The 13,515-nt window shown below is 44.9% G+C and carries 12 protein-coding genes; 9 read left to right on the top strand and 3 right to left on the bottom strand.

Annotated features, from left to right (window positions below):
- Positions 1-209: 209 nt before the first annotated feature.
- Positions 210-1,451 carry an NRAMP family divalent metal transporter gene (locus KIT90_RS00685; protein WP_285374454.1) on the top strand — a complete coding sequence of 414 codons (1,242 nt, stop codon included), beginning with the start codon at positions 210-212 and terminating at the stop codon, positions 1,449-1,451.
- A gap of 93 nt (positions 1,452-1,544) precedes the next feature.
- Here the strand turns inward: KIT90_RS00685 and KIT90_RS00680 are convergent, their stop codons facing one another.
- A complete protein-coding gene (locus KIT90_RS00680; RefSeq protein ID WP_081096614.1) occupies positions 1,545-2,510 on the bottom strand; it encodes a TDT family transporter in 966 nt (321 codons plus the stop codon).
- Positions 2,511-2,721: 211 nt separating this feature from the next.
- Complete coding sequence (gene clcA, locus KIT90_RS00675) at positions 2,722-4,128, bottom strand: H(+)/Cl(-) exchange transporter ClcA (protein ID WP_005435622.1); 1,407 nt, start codon at positions 4,126-4,128, stop codon at positions 2,722-2,724.
- A gap of 697 nt (positions 4,129-4,825) precedes the next feature.
- Between clcA and KIT90_RS00670 the strand changes: the two genes are divergently transcribed.
- On the top strand, positions 4,826-5,386 hold the full coding sequence (locus tag KIT90_RS00670; RefSeq protein ID WP_285374452.1) for a hypothetical protein: 561 nt from the start codon (positions 4,826-4,828) through the stop codon (positions 5,384-5,386).
- Positions 5,387-5,429: 43 nt separating this feature from the next.
- On the opposite strand, the gene KIT90_RS00665 is transcribed toward KIT90_RS00670, so the two are convergent.
- Positions 5,430-5,843: a helix-turn-helix transcriptional regulator gene (locus KIT90_RS00665; RefSeq protein WP_005435626.1), complete on the bottom strand. Its 414-nt coding sequence runs from the start codon at positions 5,841-5,843 to the stop codon at positions 5,430-5,432.
- Between the two features lie 96 nt (positions 5,844-5,939).
- Here KIT90_RS00665 and KIT90_RS00660 point away from each other — a divergent pair, with 96 nt between their 5' ends.
- The 7 genes from KIT90_RS00660 (at position 5,940) to KIT90_RS00635 (ending at position 13,486) form a co-directional block, all read left to right on the top strand.
- The gene (locus tag KIT90_RS00660) at positions 5,940-6,848 is read left to right on the top strand and encodes an aldo/keto reductase family oxidoreductase (protein ID WP_285374449.1); all 909 of its coding nucleotides are present in this window, start codon (positions 5,940-5,942) and stop codon (positions 6,846-6,848) included.
- Between the two features lie 309 nt (positions 6,849-7,157).
- A complete protein-coding gene (locus KIT90_RS00655; RefSeq protein ID WP_005425987.1) occupies positions 7,158-8,162 on the top strand; it encodes a response regulator in 1,005 nt (334 codons plus the stop codon).
- Positions 8,162-8,602, top strand: a complete 441-nt coding sequence (locus KIT90_RS00650) for a PAS domain-containing protein (protein ID WP_005425904.1) — start codon at positions 8,162-8,164, stop codon at positions 8,600-8,602. Before KIT90_RS00655 ends, KIT90_RS00650 begins: the two co-directional genes overlap by 1 nt.
- Positions 8,603-8,712: 110 nt before the next feature.
- Positions 8,713-10,248: an NAD(P)H-hydrate dehydratase gene (locus KIT90_RS00645; protein ID WP_285374446.1), complete on the top strand. Its 1,536-nt coding sequence runs from the start codon at positions 8,713-8,715 to the stop codon at positions 10,246-10,248.
- A gap of 453 nt (positions 10,249-10,701) precedes the next feature.
- Entirely contained in the window at positions 10,702-11,745 is a 1,044-nt protein-coding gene (locus KIT90_RS00640) for a GMP reductase (RefSeq protein ID WP_199436031.1), read from the top strand.
- 192 nt (positions 11,746-11,937) lie between these two features.
- Positions 11,938-12,213, top strand: a complete 276-nt coding sequence (locus tag KIT90_RS27875; protein ID WP_373417650.1) for an ANR family transcriptional regulator — start codon at positions 11,938-11,940, stop codon at positions 12,211-12,213.
- A gap of 196 nt (positions 12,214-12,409) precedes the next feature.
- Positions 12,410-13,486: an XRE family transcriptional regulator gene (locus KIT90_RS00635; RefSeq protein ID WP_285374445.1), complete on the top strand. Its 1,077-nt coding sequence runs from the start codon at positions 12,410-12,412 to the stop codon at positions 13,484-13,486.
- Positions 13,487-13,515 lie beyond the last annotated feature (29 nt).

The raw sequence follows: 13,515 nt of genomic DNA, 5'->3' as shown, positions 1-13,515 counted from the left end.
GATTTGAGAATGAAAACGACAAAAATCATTTATCGATTTCTGTGTTGACAGTCACATGCGATAGACTTAATATCCGCGCCCAGCAAACGGTTGCGAAGGTTTCACTTCTCTATTCGTTCTGCCCAATTTGATTCTTCAAGCTCAGCTGATCTCGGTCAGTTGTCTTTCTGTTTTCTAATAGTAGAAAGGCAACAAAATTGAGATTTGGCATGACCACACAAACCACCATCAACTCGACTGTTCCCGCTTCTATTCAAGCATCGGAAAATAGTTGGCAAAAGAAAGCAATTCTTAGTGTCGCGTTCTTAATGGCGACCACGTCTGTTGGACCTGGCTTTTTAACCCAAACAGCGGTCTTCACCAATATCTACAAAATCGACATGGCATTCCCTGTGTTTGCATCCATGTTTATCACTTTTGGTATTGTGATGAACCTGTGGCGTATCGTAGGTGTGTCTGGTATGCGCATTCAAGATATTGCCAACAAAGTCGCACCGGGGATGGGCTACGTGGTGGGTATTCTGCTGGCACTTGGTGCGGTTGCATTTAACTTCGGTAACGTAAGTGGTTCTGCGCTCGGTATTAATGTACTAACGGGTGTAGATACGACTTGGGGTGCTCTTTTTACAGGTGTAGTAGGTTGTTTGCTGTTTGTGGTGCACAACGCTTCTAAACGCATGGACCAAATGGCACGCTACCTCGGCTTGTTTATGATCATCTTAATTGCGTATGTCGCGATGACCAGTTTGCCGCCAATGGGGGAGACCTTGAGCGCAGCAGTAATGCCTACTGATATTGGCAGCCTGCTATTACCGACGCTAACGAGCGTTGGTGGCGCAGTCGGTGGCTATTACACAGGCGCGCAGCGTTTGGTTGATATCGGCTTGCAAGGTAAAGAGAACGTACCCGCTATCAAAACGGCAGCATGGGCCGGTATTTCAATTGCCGTGGTGATTCGCATCCTGTTGTTTATGGCCGTGTTCGGTGTGATTGCGACAGGCGCGACTTTGGATTCTGCAAACCCGGCCGCAGACGCGTTCCGTCAAGGTGCGGGTGAGGTAGGTTACTTTATCTTTGGTTTGGTGTTGTTTGTTGCTTCGATTACCTCGGTTGTGGGTAACTCGTACATGGCGATTTCCCTTATCAAAACGCTGTTCCCAGTTGTGGCTCGCAACGAGAAAGCATGGTGTGTTGGTTTTATTATTATCACATCGCTTGGCACTGTGACGATGAACATGCCTATTCTGCTGCTAATGCTGGCTGGCCTTGTTAACAGTATTATCCTGCCAATCGTTTTAGGTATGGTGCTGGTGGCGACACGCAGAAAAGACATCGTAGGTGACTACAAACACCCAGCCTACTTAACTCTGACGGGCGTTGCAATTGTCGTAGTAATGGCGGCATCAAGCGTGACCAATATCAGCAACTTTATGGCCAAGTTTATCGGCTAACTCAATGCATCGGCTAACGTGTATCGAGTAATGTTTATCGGGCATGAGCTTGCAAAGAACAAAAGAAAACGACCTCGCAATGAGGTCGTTTTTTTATGTTTGTTTTGAAGGCGTTCTTACGAGTTCTGGCCAGTACATTTTTACATAACCAGCAGAAACCCAAACGACAAGCACAGTCGCAATGCTTAACTCTAGGAATCCAAAATCGTGCAACCAATGCCAGTGGGGATGAGACTCAGCAAAAAAGGTGGTGAGGCGATGCATCGCAATAGCACTGATAACGGAAGGGAAGGTCACGGCCGCAATAGATGGCTGGAACTTCAAACGCATCAAGCGGAAGTAACACAGGTAAATCAGCAACGTCATGGTGATTGCGATGCCTGCCAATGCGCCTGTCAGAATAGGATCTGGCTCGCCAAAGTTGACCAAATACGCCGCTAAAGACAAGTTCACCGGAGCTGCCATGATCGCCAATGTTGGGCGTGCTCGGCGTGGCAGGGAACCAAAGAACACCAATCGATATAACACTAATGGCAACATGAAGAAGTAGATACCAATGCACATCATCGCCAAGGTTTCAGAAAACACATTATGGCCGAATTGAGAACCTGCAAGGGAAGAGCTGATCAAACCAACAGGATATAAGAACCAACTTGGTACGATGTTCGACATCTTGAAGTTCATGATCTGGAAGCCAAAGAACAACACCATCATCGTAAAGTGAAGTAAGACCGCCACAAACCACAATGGATACGCAATAAGTGGTGCTACTGCCGCAAGGTAGTCACACAGTACGAGCAAGGCCATGCTCATCGGAGCCATTAAGCTACCACTTAGCGGGTGTTTGATATCCGCCATAAACAGGCGAGGGCTGGTGGCGTATTTTAGGAGAACTGGAGTGAGGAGCAATGCACCAAGTGCAGCAAGAAATGGTCTTATCGGTTCGCCAATGTCAGGAATGTATAAAGCCCAAGCTTGTCCAAGCCCTATCATACCCAGTGCCAAAGCCGCTTGTGAAGGCGGGACACTGTAAAACTGTACAAGTCTTCTCCAGTTCAAAACTACTCCGAGATTGGATTAATCACTCTAATTTGAGGCGAGAATACTAACAATATTCATGAGTCGTTACCCTTAAATATTATAAGTAAATATCAGAGAATGGGAATTTTGTGAGTTTGGTAGGGAAATTTTGTAGAGAGATGTAAAAACGCAGAATTACTGGCTCCAAACTAACATCTTATGTGGAAGATAATTTGGAGCCGATATTAAGTTAGGCTTGGTTTTCCGGTAGGTCTTGCTGACGTAGCTTGTCATTTTTAAGCGTACGATGTAGCAACTGGCTGTAAATCGGTTGCCCGCCAAGTAACTGCGCTACGATTACCGCACCTAAGCTAGTAATGATGAGAGGCAGAATTAAGTAGTAGTTGTTTGTCATCTCGATAACCAGCAAGATGCCAGTGATTGGAGCGCGCACTGTCGCTGCGAATAACGCTCCCATACCGGCAATGGCAAACACGCCTGGTTCAATCGTGAGAGAAGGTAATAACATGTCTGCACTTGCGCCAAACGCGTAGCCAAATAGCGTACCCAGCGCCAACATTGGGGCGAAGATACCGCCTGGAGCACCTGAACCAAAACAGAGTAAGGTTGTGATAACACGACCAACAAACAACATCACCAAGATCGAAATTGAGTAGTTACCGTTGGTAATGTCCGGAATCAAACCAATACCACCGCCAGTAAGTTGAGGAACATAAAGCAGTAGCAAGCCAAACACACCACCCAAGACAGTACCAGTGATTAGGTAGCGTTTACGGTCGTTTTTGTGCAGAGCAACAAAGCTGTCTTGTGCAATAGTCACCAGTTTGTTGAAGATGACACCAAATACACCGAATAGAGAACCAAGCAGTAGGAATAGCCATAGTGATTGTAACTCTGGCGATTGATATTGCGGCATGGTGATAACAGCGGCTTGGCCATTGATGGCGCGAAATACAATGTTTGCCATGATCGCTGAAATGATCACCGCTCGGATAGAAATCAACGAGTAGCGAAATTGAGGGCGCATTTCCTCAACCACAAACATAATGCCTGCTAATGGCGCGTTAAAGGCAGCGGCCAAGCCACCAGCAGCACCAGAGGCTAATAATGAGTGGCGTGTATCATCGTCTTTAATACGGAAGATGTCAGTGACCATGCGACCAACCGCACCACCCATTTGTACGGTAGGACCTTCGCGACCTAAAACCATACCTGAACCAAGCGCACCCATACCGCCAAAGAACTTCACTGGAATAACACGCCACCAACGTACAGGGCGGATGTTATCCATTGCGCCTTCGATCTCAGGAATACCTGAGCCAGATGCTTCAGGAGCAAAACGGTGAACAAGGTAGTAACCGATAAATGCCAAGGTTGCACTGATTAGAATCGCAGCAAGCCACAAAGGCAGAACGCTACCGATTTCGCTTTTTAACCACTCGGTACGAGTTTCTGAAACAAAGTGAACGGCAATTTCGAAGTAGGTGCCGACAAGACCTGCTAACGTACCAACGATTGCGGCCATAAAGAGGACGGAAAATGATGTTGGCGTTGACCCTCGAGAGACAAACTGGTTAATCGCATCTTTAGGTACGTGCGCTAACACAGATTTCACAATTCTCTCGCGTTTGGTCATTAACAGATTCTCCTAGACTACTAATTGGAAGGGACGAAAGAAATTATACGCTCACGAGAGTCTAGACCTAATCAATAAAGATGCAATTTAGCTTTCCACTATTGAGCAGTTCAAGCGTCTATTGTGCAAATATTGATAAATATTGTGCTATTGATCCCATATCTCACGCTATTTTTTTATCGAGTAACCTTGTTTTCTGAGCAAAATGAACCATGCTTTAAGTGTAAAGCAACATGACTGCTTCAGAAGGAGGGATGTGAGGTTTTACACACAATTTGGATGGATTCAAACCCTACAGAAATTCCTCGTTATTTGTTCGGGATGCATCAATAGACTTCCCGATTCGCATACTCACGATTGAGTCACGAGGCAGAGGCGCACGCAAGAGTGCGCCTTTTTAATGCCTGCCTAAACCGCAAGTCTATTCACTACTCTGCCGACAAAGGTATCTGCACGGTTGCTTAAGAATAACCGTATGAAGTGTTGATAAATATAAATGGTATGCTATTCTGCTGTTTCGTAATGGTTCTCAGCGTGATGGACTACGCGGTTTATGCTTTATACAAAGATTGATGCGGGCTAGAAGGTTCGCTTTTTTTGTGCCCGAAATCCGACATAGTCACTTGCTTCTCGCTCTACTTACAGCAAAGATAAAGCTCTTTCATTCATCTTCTCGAGTCAAATCGATAGTACCCCTATGTTGCGTTTCTCATTCTTCCTGCTTCATTTTTTAAGTTTGTTTTCTCAAACCGCAAATGCACGAGATGCATGGTGGCAAATCATGTTATCTGAAGCGCCTTTCGTTGAGGTTCGACAAACCTTGCAAGAGGGTGGTGACTGGTACGGATGTGAGACGCAGGAAAGCGAAGATGCATTATGCTTGGATGATTTTCATTATTACCACCAGCACCTTTACGGAGAAGCAACGATAGAAGAAAAAGCGATTCGTCTGAACTTTCTCACGGACTATCAACCTCAAAACTTGAGTGATGTGATACTGAATCTGAGAAAAGATGGCTTGGTGATGAAGCGAATTGACATAAAGGGCGAGCAATACGATATAGCTGCGGCTTTAAAACAGAACTCACCAGAAGCTGTCGACAAAGCTCTGGTTCTGTTTATCAACCGCTACCCTCAGCAAGCGCCGCGAAGTATTGATTGGGTGTTAGCTGAAGAGTTTGAATCGCCAACACCGAGAGTGCATGTCACGTTAAATAGTGATGGCGAAATGATTGAGCTTAAGGTTGAGCGCTTTTAAAGCGGAAGTTAAAGGCGTCGTGATACAAACATCGTTTAAAGGTTCAGTTTTGCGCGGTCTTGTTTTCATCATGCAACGAAAGAAAGGTCGCCATCGCGGATTCATCCAAAAATCCATCTGACTTTTTGTGTGCGCGTAGGTACTGATAACCCGCTACCAGCTTGCGGTGCTTGGCTTCTTCCTCTTCTGATATCGTTCCATTCATCACGTGTTGGAAGGCCAGTTTATAGGCCTCCATGTCCACGACTTCCGCTTGACGGTATAAATAGCCGCAACCAGTGGCTAACCATTCCAATGAACAGTTGGCTCGCATGGCGATTTGATTCGCTTTGGCTAAGCTGGGTTCGCTGCCTTTGAGGTATTTGCGAATCAAAGCTTCAGAAACGTCCACGCGTCGCGCAAAACCACTGATGCTTTCTTCGCCAATTAATGTCGCGAGTCGTTGGGCAAAAGACATATTTCGTACTCCAGTTCGAATTGCGAAAGTTTACCCGTTGAGCGAGCGGTAAAACAAGACTAGGATGAAAGCAGATTAAGAAAAGGAGATAAACCCATGGTTGCAAAAGTAGTGACTGCACCAAACGGTCCAGAGTTTTCTGAACTGGTACAAGGTTATTGGCGTGCAGTAGATTGGGGCATGACGGTGCAAGAGCGTTTGTCGTTCCTAAAGCAACACATTGAGTTAGGTATTACTACCGTCGATCATGCTGACATCTACGGTAACTACGAATGTGAAGCGCTGTTTGGTGAAGCACTCGCACTGGACAAAAGCGTTCGTGAGCAAATTCAGATCGTGACAAAGTGCGACATCAACTTGTGTGGTGACAAAACGCCAGAGCGTAAGATTAACCACTACGACACCAGCGCTGCACACATCTATCAATCCGTGAACAACTCGCTTGAGCGACTAAAAGTCGACGAGATTGATGTTCTTCTTATCCATCGTCCAGACGTGTTGATGGATGCAGACGAGGTAGCAGAAGCGTTCTCTGAGCTACATAAAGTGGGTAAAGTTAAACATTTTGGTGTTTCTAACTTCACGCCTCGCCAATTCGAGCTTCTTCAATCTCGTTTAAGCAAACCTCTTGTGACTAACCAAGTGGAAATCAACCCACTGAACTTTGAAGTGGCACACGATGGTACGCTAGACCTACTTCAAACGCATCGTGTTCGTCCAATGGCATGGTCATGTTTGGGTGGCGGTTCAATCTTTACTGGTGATACGGAGCAAGCGGTTCGTGTTCGTAACGAGCTAGAAGCTATCCGAGAAGAAGTGGGGGCAAACAGCATTGACGAAGTGATTTACGCTTGGGTACGTCGCTTGCCTTCTAAGCCGATGCCAATTATTGGTTCTGGTAAAATCGAGCGTGTGCATAGTGCAGTTAACGCGCTAAGCATTGAGCTAACTCGTGAACAATGGTACCGAGTTTGGGTTGCATCAAAAGGTCACGGTGTGCCATAGAAAGCGACCAGTGAACAAAAGACTGAGGCACTCCAAAGAGGGTGCCTTTTTTATTTCTGCTTATCTTAAATGGCAGCAACTTTATAAACGCAACCCCTTGCGTATCAAGCCTTGTAGAACTTTTAATCATTCCTGACTGATGTCACTAAATGTATAGGGAATCGAACTTTTTCTTAGTTCATTGGTTCACTCAACTATTCATATTGCGTATGCTTACCCAGTAAACAAAAAACGAAGACTCTTAGTCTGTGTAGCAGTAACAATCTGGTAGAATCCCGCGCAGATTGTTGAATATTTAAAGGTGGTAGCATGTCTTTTCCTGTACTCATCTGTGATGATTCTGCGTTAGCACGCAAACAGATGGCAAGATCACTGCCAGCAACATTGAATGCAGACGTGACATTTGCCATCCATGGTAAAAATGCGCTTGAAGAGTTAGCGCAAAAAGAATTTAAACTGATGTTTCTCGACCTCACCATGCCAGAGATGGACGGTTTTGAAACATTAGAAAACATGAAACGCTTGGGCATTCAAACGCCTGTCGTGGTTGTGTCTGGTGATATTCAGCCAAAAGCAAAAGAGCGCGTGTTTGCTCTCGGTGCGAAAGCATTTATTCAAAAGCCGATTGGTAAAGATGAGCTTAAAGCGACGTTAAAAGAGCTGATCGAGCCGAATGATCGACCACAAGTCATCACACCGACAACCATAGAGTTGCCAATTCTCCGCCGCCGCGACATCTATATGGAAGTGGCGAATGTTTCTATTGGTCGTGCAGCGGATGCGCTCGCTCGACACTTTGATGTATTTGTTCAGCTTCCATTACCAAACGTAAATATCTTTGAAGTCAGTGAACTGCACATGGCTTTGCGTGATCTCGCATCTCACGACAATGTCTCTGGTGTTTGCCAAGGCTTTTGTGGTGAGGGTATTGCCGGCGAAGCGTTAGTGATCTTGAGCGACTCCAGTGTTTCTGATCTTAAGAAACTGATGAAGGTGCCAGCAGACAGTGAAGAGTTGGAAGAACTAGAACTGTTGATGGACATCTCCAATATTTTGGTTGGATCATTCTTGAATGGTTTGGGCGAGCAGTCTGAAGTCCGCTTTTTCCAGAGTTCACCAGTGCTGCTTGGTCAGCACATTTCCATCGATTCAATTATCGAGTCGACAACAGGTGCATTTAGCCGAACCATGACATTCGAGGTCAGCTACAACATTGAAGGCACTTCCATCCGTTGTGACCTACTGTTCATGTTTGTTGATGAGTCACTGCCGTTGCTGGATAACAAACTGTCGTACCTAATGGAGGATTTCTAATGCTGAACTTACCTGCAGAATTTGAACAATTCCATTGGATGGTCGACATGGTTCAAAATGTCGACATGGGCTTAGTTGTGATCGATAAAGATTACAACGTTCAAGTGTGGAATGGCTTTATGACTCACCACAGCGGTTTGCAATCTCACGAGGCAATTGGTCGTTCGATCTTTGATATCTTCCCTGAGATCCCGCAAGAGTGGTTCAAACTGAAAACTAAGCCTGTTTACGATTTGGGGTGCCGAAGCTTCATCACGTGGCGTCAGCGTCCATATCTGTTCCGTTGCCGCAACGTTCGACCAGTGACGCAACAAGCAGAGTTCATGTACCAAAACGTGACGCTAAACCCAATGCGAACCCCAACAGGGAAAATCAACTCGCTGTTCTTGTCGATTCAAGATGCAACTGCCGAAGCCTTGATGTCGCAGCAGCAAACTTGACGTCGCAGCACCAAAAATAAAGCTTGAGAAAATAAACACAGTAAAAGCCGAGGTTCGCCTCGGCTTTTTCGTATACTTAAATCGTGTCTTCTAAAACGCAGAATCTCTATATGGACTTTAATCTCGCCCTCAAGCTCTACACCGCAGAGCAAGTCAGAAACGGAGAAATACTCGCCGCTCAAATGGCAGGCGTCTCAATGTACAGCCTAATGCAGCGTGCAGGAATGGCGGTATACGAACGATTTCTTCATCTTTACCCAAGGGCGCGAACCGTGCTGGTGGTCTGTGGCAAAGGCAATAATGGTGGAGACGGATACGTGTTTGCCACGCTTGCCAAACAGGCACAGTTAAATGTTCGTGTCTTCCAGCTAGGCGACATCACATCATTGAAAGGGGATGCGCTGCGAGCGTTTGAAGATTGGCAATCTGTGGATGGCGAGAATAGCTCTTGGGATTATTGGCACACTGCACTTTTAGAGGCGGATGTGATCATCGATGCCATGCTTGGTACAGGGCTTTCTGGTGAAGTAAGACATGAGTATCGTCGCTACATTGATCAAGTTAATCAAATTCATTGTCCGGTCATCTCAATCGATATTCCTTCGGGGTTAAGTGCAGACACCGGTTCCGTGCTCGGAGATGCCATACAAGCGGATCATACGGTGACCTTTATTGGTGTGAAGCAAGGCTTATGCACAGGGCAGGCGAGAGATTACGTCGGTGAGCTGCATTTTTCAGGCTTGGGTGTAAACGTTGAGTTCGAGTCGATTGAAGAAGAAAGTGCTTTAGGCATCGACCATCAAATCATCAAAAGGTTACTACCAAAAAGAAAAGCCACAGCCCACAAAGGGAATAATGGCAAGCTCTTATGTATAGGCGGTAATCAAGGCATGTCTGGTGCCATTCGTTTGTGCGCTTCAGCCGCAGTAAGAACAGGGGCAGGGTTGACCGCTGCTCTCACTCACCCAAGCTCATTGTTGCCATTGCAAGTCGGCTCTCCAGAAGTCATGAGTCAGGCTATTACGTTTGATGAGTTAAAAGAGGCAGATAACGAACTGATTAAACGGACACGTTGGGCGGATGTCTTGGTTTTCGGTCCTGGTTTCGGTGAGGATGAATGGGCGTATCAAGCCTATCAATACTTATCTCAGCAGCAAAAACTGAAAGTCGTTGATGCAGACGGACTCAATATTCTTGCGATGCTGAATCAGCGTAATGACGTCGTGGTTTTACGAGATGAGCAACGCGTTATTACACCACATCCAGGAGAGGCAGCACGTTTACTTAATGTCTCTACAAAGGACATAGAGCAAGATCGCTTTGCCGCAGCAAGACAACTTCATGAACGTTATGGAGGTGTCGTTGTACTTAAAGGGGCGGGTACGCTTATCTATGATGGTGTGAGAATGTACGTTTGTCTTGCCGGAAATCCGGGAATGGCTAGTGGCGGTATGGGGGATGTGTTATCCGGTGTAATTGCCGCACTGCTTGCCAAAGGCTTACCTATTGCTGTTGCTGCACGTTTGGGAGTCATGCTCCATAGTCACGCTGCGGACATTAATGTTCAACAAAAAGGCGAAATTGGCTTATTAGCAAGTGATGTTATTGAATCACTTCGATGCGCTATAAACGTCACAGAGAGCTAGTGCGTGCTTGATACACTCAAAAAAGTGGCAGAAAAGTGATGTGGAGCGTGAAAAAAATTAGAAAATTATTCTTGTACAAACCGACTAATAAGTATCGTTTGGTGTAATTTTGAGCGTTTATGAGAGGTTGAACGGTAAAATACCCGTTGCTTAACGCAAAGGTTTGCGCAAAGGATTAAATGCAGGGTGGTTTTAACTGTTTGATATTGTTAATAAAGTTATGAGTTTGGAGAGTGGTGAGGTGTTTTTGATATGCGATTTCCAAGATGGTATCACAAAAAAAATTCAAATATCAGACTTGTAGGAAATAAATCACGACCTATAATGCTGAAAACCGGAGCGTCTGCCAACGCTCCGGTTTTTTTGTGTCCGAAGAACAGTGAACTCGTCTGCCAACGACTTCACTACGCACTCTGAGATGACACATATACTTATGAATCAAGGAATTACACAATGCGTATCGAACAAGAACTTAAGTTAGGTTTCAAAGATGTACTGTTTCGCCCGAAACGTTCAACCCTTAAGAGCCGTTCTCAAGTAAATTTAACCCGCGATTTTACATTCAAGCACAGTGGCCGTCAATGGTCTGGTGTACCTGTAATTGCGGCGAACATGGATTCGGTTGGTAGCTTCGCAATGGCGAAGGCACTAGCAGAGCATGGTGTAATGACTGCTGTTCACAAACACTACACAGTAGAAGACTGGGCAGAGTTTGCAAAAACAGCTGACAAAACAACGCTAAACAACGTAATGGTGTCTACTGGTACGTCTGATGCAGACTTCCAAAAAACCAAAGACATCATGGCGATCTCTGATGAGTTTATCTTCATCTGTATCGATATCGCGAACGGTTACTCAGAGCACCTAGTCGAGTACGTACAGCGTGTACGTGCAGCATTCCCAGATAAAGTTATCTCTGCAGGTAACGTAGTGACTGGCGACATGTGTGAAGAGCTAATCCTAGCGGGCGCAGACATCGTGAAAGTGGGTATTGGCCCAGGTTCTGTATGTACTACACGTGTTAAAACAGGTGTTGGTTACCCACAGCTTTCTGCAATCATCGAGTGTGGTGACGCTGCACACGGCCTTGGCGGCATGATCATCGGTGACGGTGGTTGTTCATGTGCGGGTGACGTTGCAAAAGCATTCGGCGGTGGCGCTGATTTCGTAATGCTAGGCGGTATGCTAGCAGGTCACGAAGAGTCAGGCGGCGAAGTGATCGAAAAAGACGGCAAGAAGTTCATGAAATTCTACGGCATGTCGTCGAAGAGCGCGATGGACAAGCACTCTGGTGGTGTTGCTGGCTACCGTGCCGCTGAAGGTAAAACTGTACTTCTACCATTCCGTGGTAGCGTTCACGGTACTATCCAAGACATCCTTGGCGGTGTTCGCTCAACATGTACTTACGTCGGTGCAGCAAAGCTTAAAGAGCTAACCAAGCGTACTACGTTCATCCGCGTACAAGAGCAGGAAAACAACGTATTCGGTAAAGAATAAGTTTTTGCTTAAATTGAAATAGATAAATTAAGAGCCGCAGTTTGCGGCTCTTTTTTTTGCTGGAACGCAATTTATGAGTCTGATTGGCACCTACAGTTGCGTCTTTTTACTTAAATCCTCTTGTGATGCTATCTCAACGTTATTTCTGTCTCTTAATATAACTTTCTAATTTACTGAAAATTAAGGACACATATGGCCAATCGAGCGTATTTGGATTTAGCAAAGCTAGCGGGAGATAATGAACGAGAGTACGAATGGGGTATGGCTTGCGAACTATGGTTACAAGCTGCTTCAAAAGCTCCAGAGAATAGTACAGATAAGTATTGGGCATTATTGCGTTCTGATTTTTGTCGATGTCGAGGCAGAGAACACGGAATGCTCTTCGTTTCAGAGACTCCTTGTCAGCGGGATGAAACAAGAGCTGCGTTACGAGGCTTGAGTAGACTCCATTATTTACAGAAAGGTTAAAGGTTACTCGTTTCTAATGTACTAATGCGTTAACAAGTTAGCCGGAGCTATTCGTCAGGTGTTCTCTATATTGTGTAAGAAAAATCTGAGAGTAATAAAGTTATATTTCTAAATTAGATAAAATTAAATAACCTCATCTTATAGTTGGCTGCATTGTTTAATAGAGAATGCCGATAGAAGCATCCAAAGATTTGTAATGCATACACAACTAAAATGTTCGGTTTTGCTTATGGACATTTTGAGTTTGATAAGGAGGGGAAGCCATATGACTTATTGTTTTAAAGATGAGTTGAGTCGTTGGGTCGATGCTCGAGATATTACTCGGAAGGACCTTATCGCGCTGTTACAAAATAACTACTACGAGGAGTTTAAAGGCCTTGATTCTATTACCTTGAGCCGATGGTTCACAGGTAAAAGTATTCCGCCAATATACAAACAGTTCTATATCGCCAAGTGTTTGGAAGTGGATTTGATAGACGTCGTGCTACGAATGGATCTATCAAAAGTTCGTTACTCCAACAAACACGATCTTGTCATCAGCACTTTAGTTCGCGCACTGGATTTCTCTATCTCTAACCTCTCTTATCGTAAGGTTTCTGGATTACCTAAAAGCGAAATCAAAAGTCTGACGATAAATGAATATTCCGATATGTTCAAAGAGTTTAACCACAACATTTCACCGTTAAAAAGGTTCTATCAAGATCTCCAAGAGAAAGCGAGTGAAGTGAAGTATCAATGTGTTTTGATTAAAAATGACCAAGATGCAACGGTAGGTCATTGGTACGGTATAGTGAATATTGAAGGCATCAATGGTCTCCCTTCATTTATTTCGATCCCACAAGAAGAAGCTGAACGCAGTTGTTTGATTGGTGTGGGGTATTTTACAAGTTCTACGCACTATTTTGAGTTGATCGTTCAAGCACTTTGTTATTATTTGATCAGATATTCCAGTAAGAAAGATTACGCTTACTTCTTTGTTGTCGATTTTCAGCCGTTGGTCGCTTTCAGTAAGTTGGTCTTCAATGCCGAAGAAGTTAAATACTACCCTCCAAAAGAGAAGGGGAGTATGGGCGTTTACCTACTCAGACATAACATAATAAAGTCAATTTCTAACCCTGTTCTATTGAAGAAAGTGAAGGAAAAACTAGAGTGCCTAGCGAATTGTGATCCTGAATGTAATTTGTGTAATCTGCGGGATTTCAAAAAGGTTAACTCTCCCGACATCGCTAGAATACCTATCGTAGATATGGTTGAAACAAGAAGTCATGTATAGATGACTTCGAATTAAGAGCCGACAACAGC

This window comes from Vibrio sp. B172a (assembly GCF_030248355.1).
Classification (GTDB): domain Bacteria; phylum Pseudomonadota; class Gammaproteobacteria; order Enterobacterales; family Vibrionaceae; genus Vibrio; species Vibrio owensii.
Note: the sequence above shows the minus strand (reverse complement) of the source record. Positions and strands in the feature narration are given on the sequence as shown.

What these genes read in the sequence shown, in the direction of transcription:
- KIT90_RS00685 (WP_285374454.1), top strand. Translation starts at nt 210, where the DNA reads ATGACCACACAAACCACCATCAACTCGACTGTTCCCGCTTCTATTCAA.
- clcA (WP_005435622.1), bottom strand. Translation starts at nt 4,128, where the DNA reads ATGACCAAACGCGAGAGAATTGTGAAATCTGTGTTAGCGCACGTACCT.
- KIT90_RS00670 (WP_285374452.1), top strand. Translation starts at nt 4,826, where the DNA reads ATGTTGCGTTTCTCATTCTTCCTGCTTCATTTTTTAAGTTTGTTTTCT.
- KIT90_RS00665 (WP_005435626.1), bottom strand. Translation starts at nt 5,843, where the DNA reads ATGTCTTTTGCCCAACGACTCGCGACATTAATTGGCGAAGAAAGCATC.
- KIT90_RS00660 (WP_285374449.1), top strand. Translation starts at nt 5,940, where the DNA reads ATGGTTGCAAAAGTAGTGACTGCACCAAACGGTCCAGAGTTTTCTGAA.
- KIT90_RS00655 (WP_005425987.1), top strand. Translation starts at nt 7,158, where the DNA reads ATGTCTTTTCCTGTACTCATCTGTGATGATTCTGCGTTAGCACGCAAA.
- KIT90_RS00650 (WP_005425904.1), top strand. Translation starts at nt 8,162, where the DNA reads ATGCTGAACTTACCTGCAGAATTTGAACAATTCCATTGGATGGTCGAC.
- KIT90_RS00645 (WP_285374446.1), top strand. Translation starts at nt 8,713, where the DNA reads ATGGACTTTAATCTCGCCCTCAAGCTCTACACCGCAGAGCAAGTCAGA.
- KIT90_RS00640 (WP_199436031.1), top strand. Translation starts at nt 10,702, where the DNA reads ATGCGTATCGAACAAGAACTTAAGTTAGGTTTCAAAGATGTACTGTTT.
- KIT90_RS27875 (WP_373417650.1), top strand. Translation starts at nt 11,938, where the DNA reads ATGGCCAATCGAGCGTATTTGGATTTAGCAAAGCTAGCGGGAGATAAT.
- KIT90_RS00635 (WP_285374445.1), top strand. Translation starts at nt 12,410, where the DNA reads ATGCATACACAACTAAAATGTTCGGTTTTGCTTATGGACATTTTGAGT.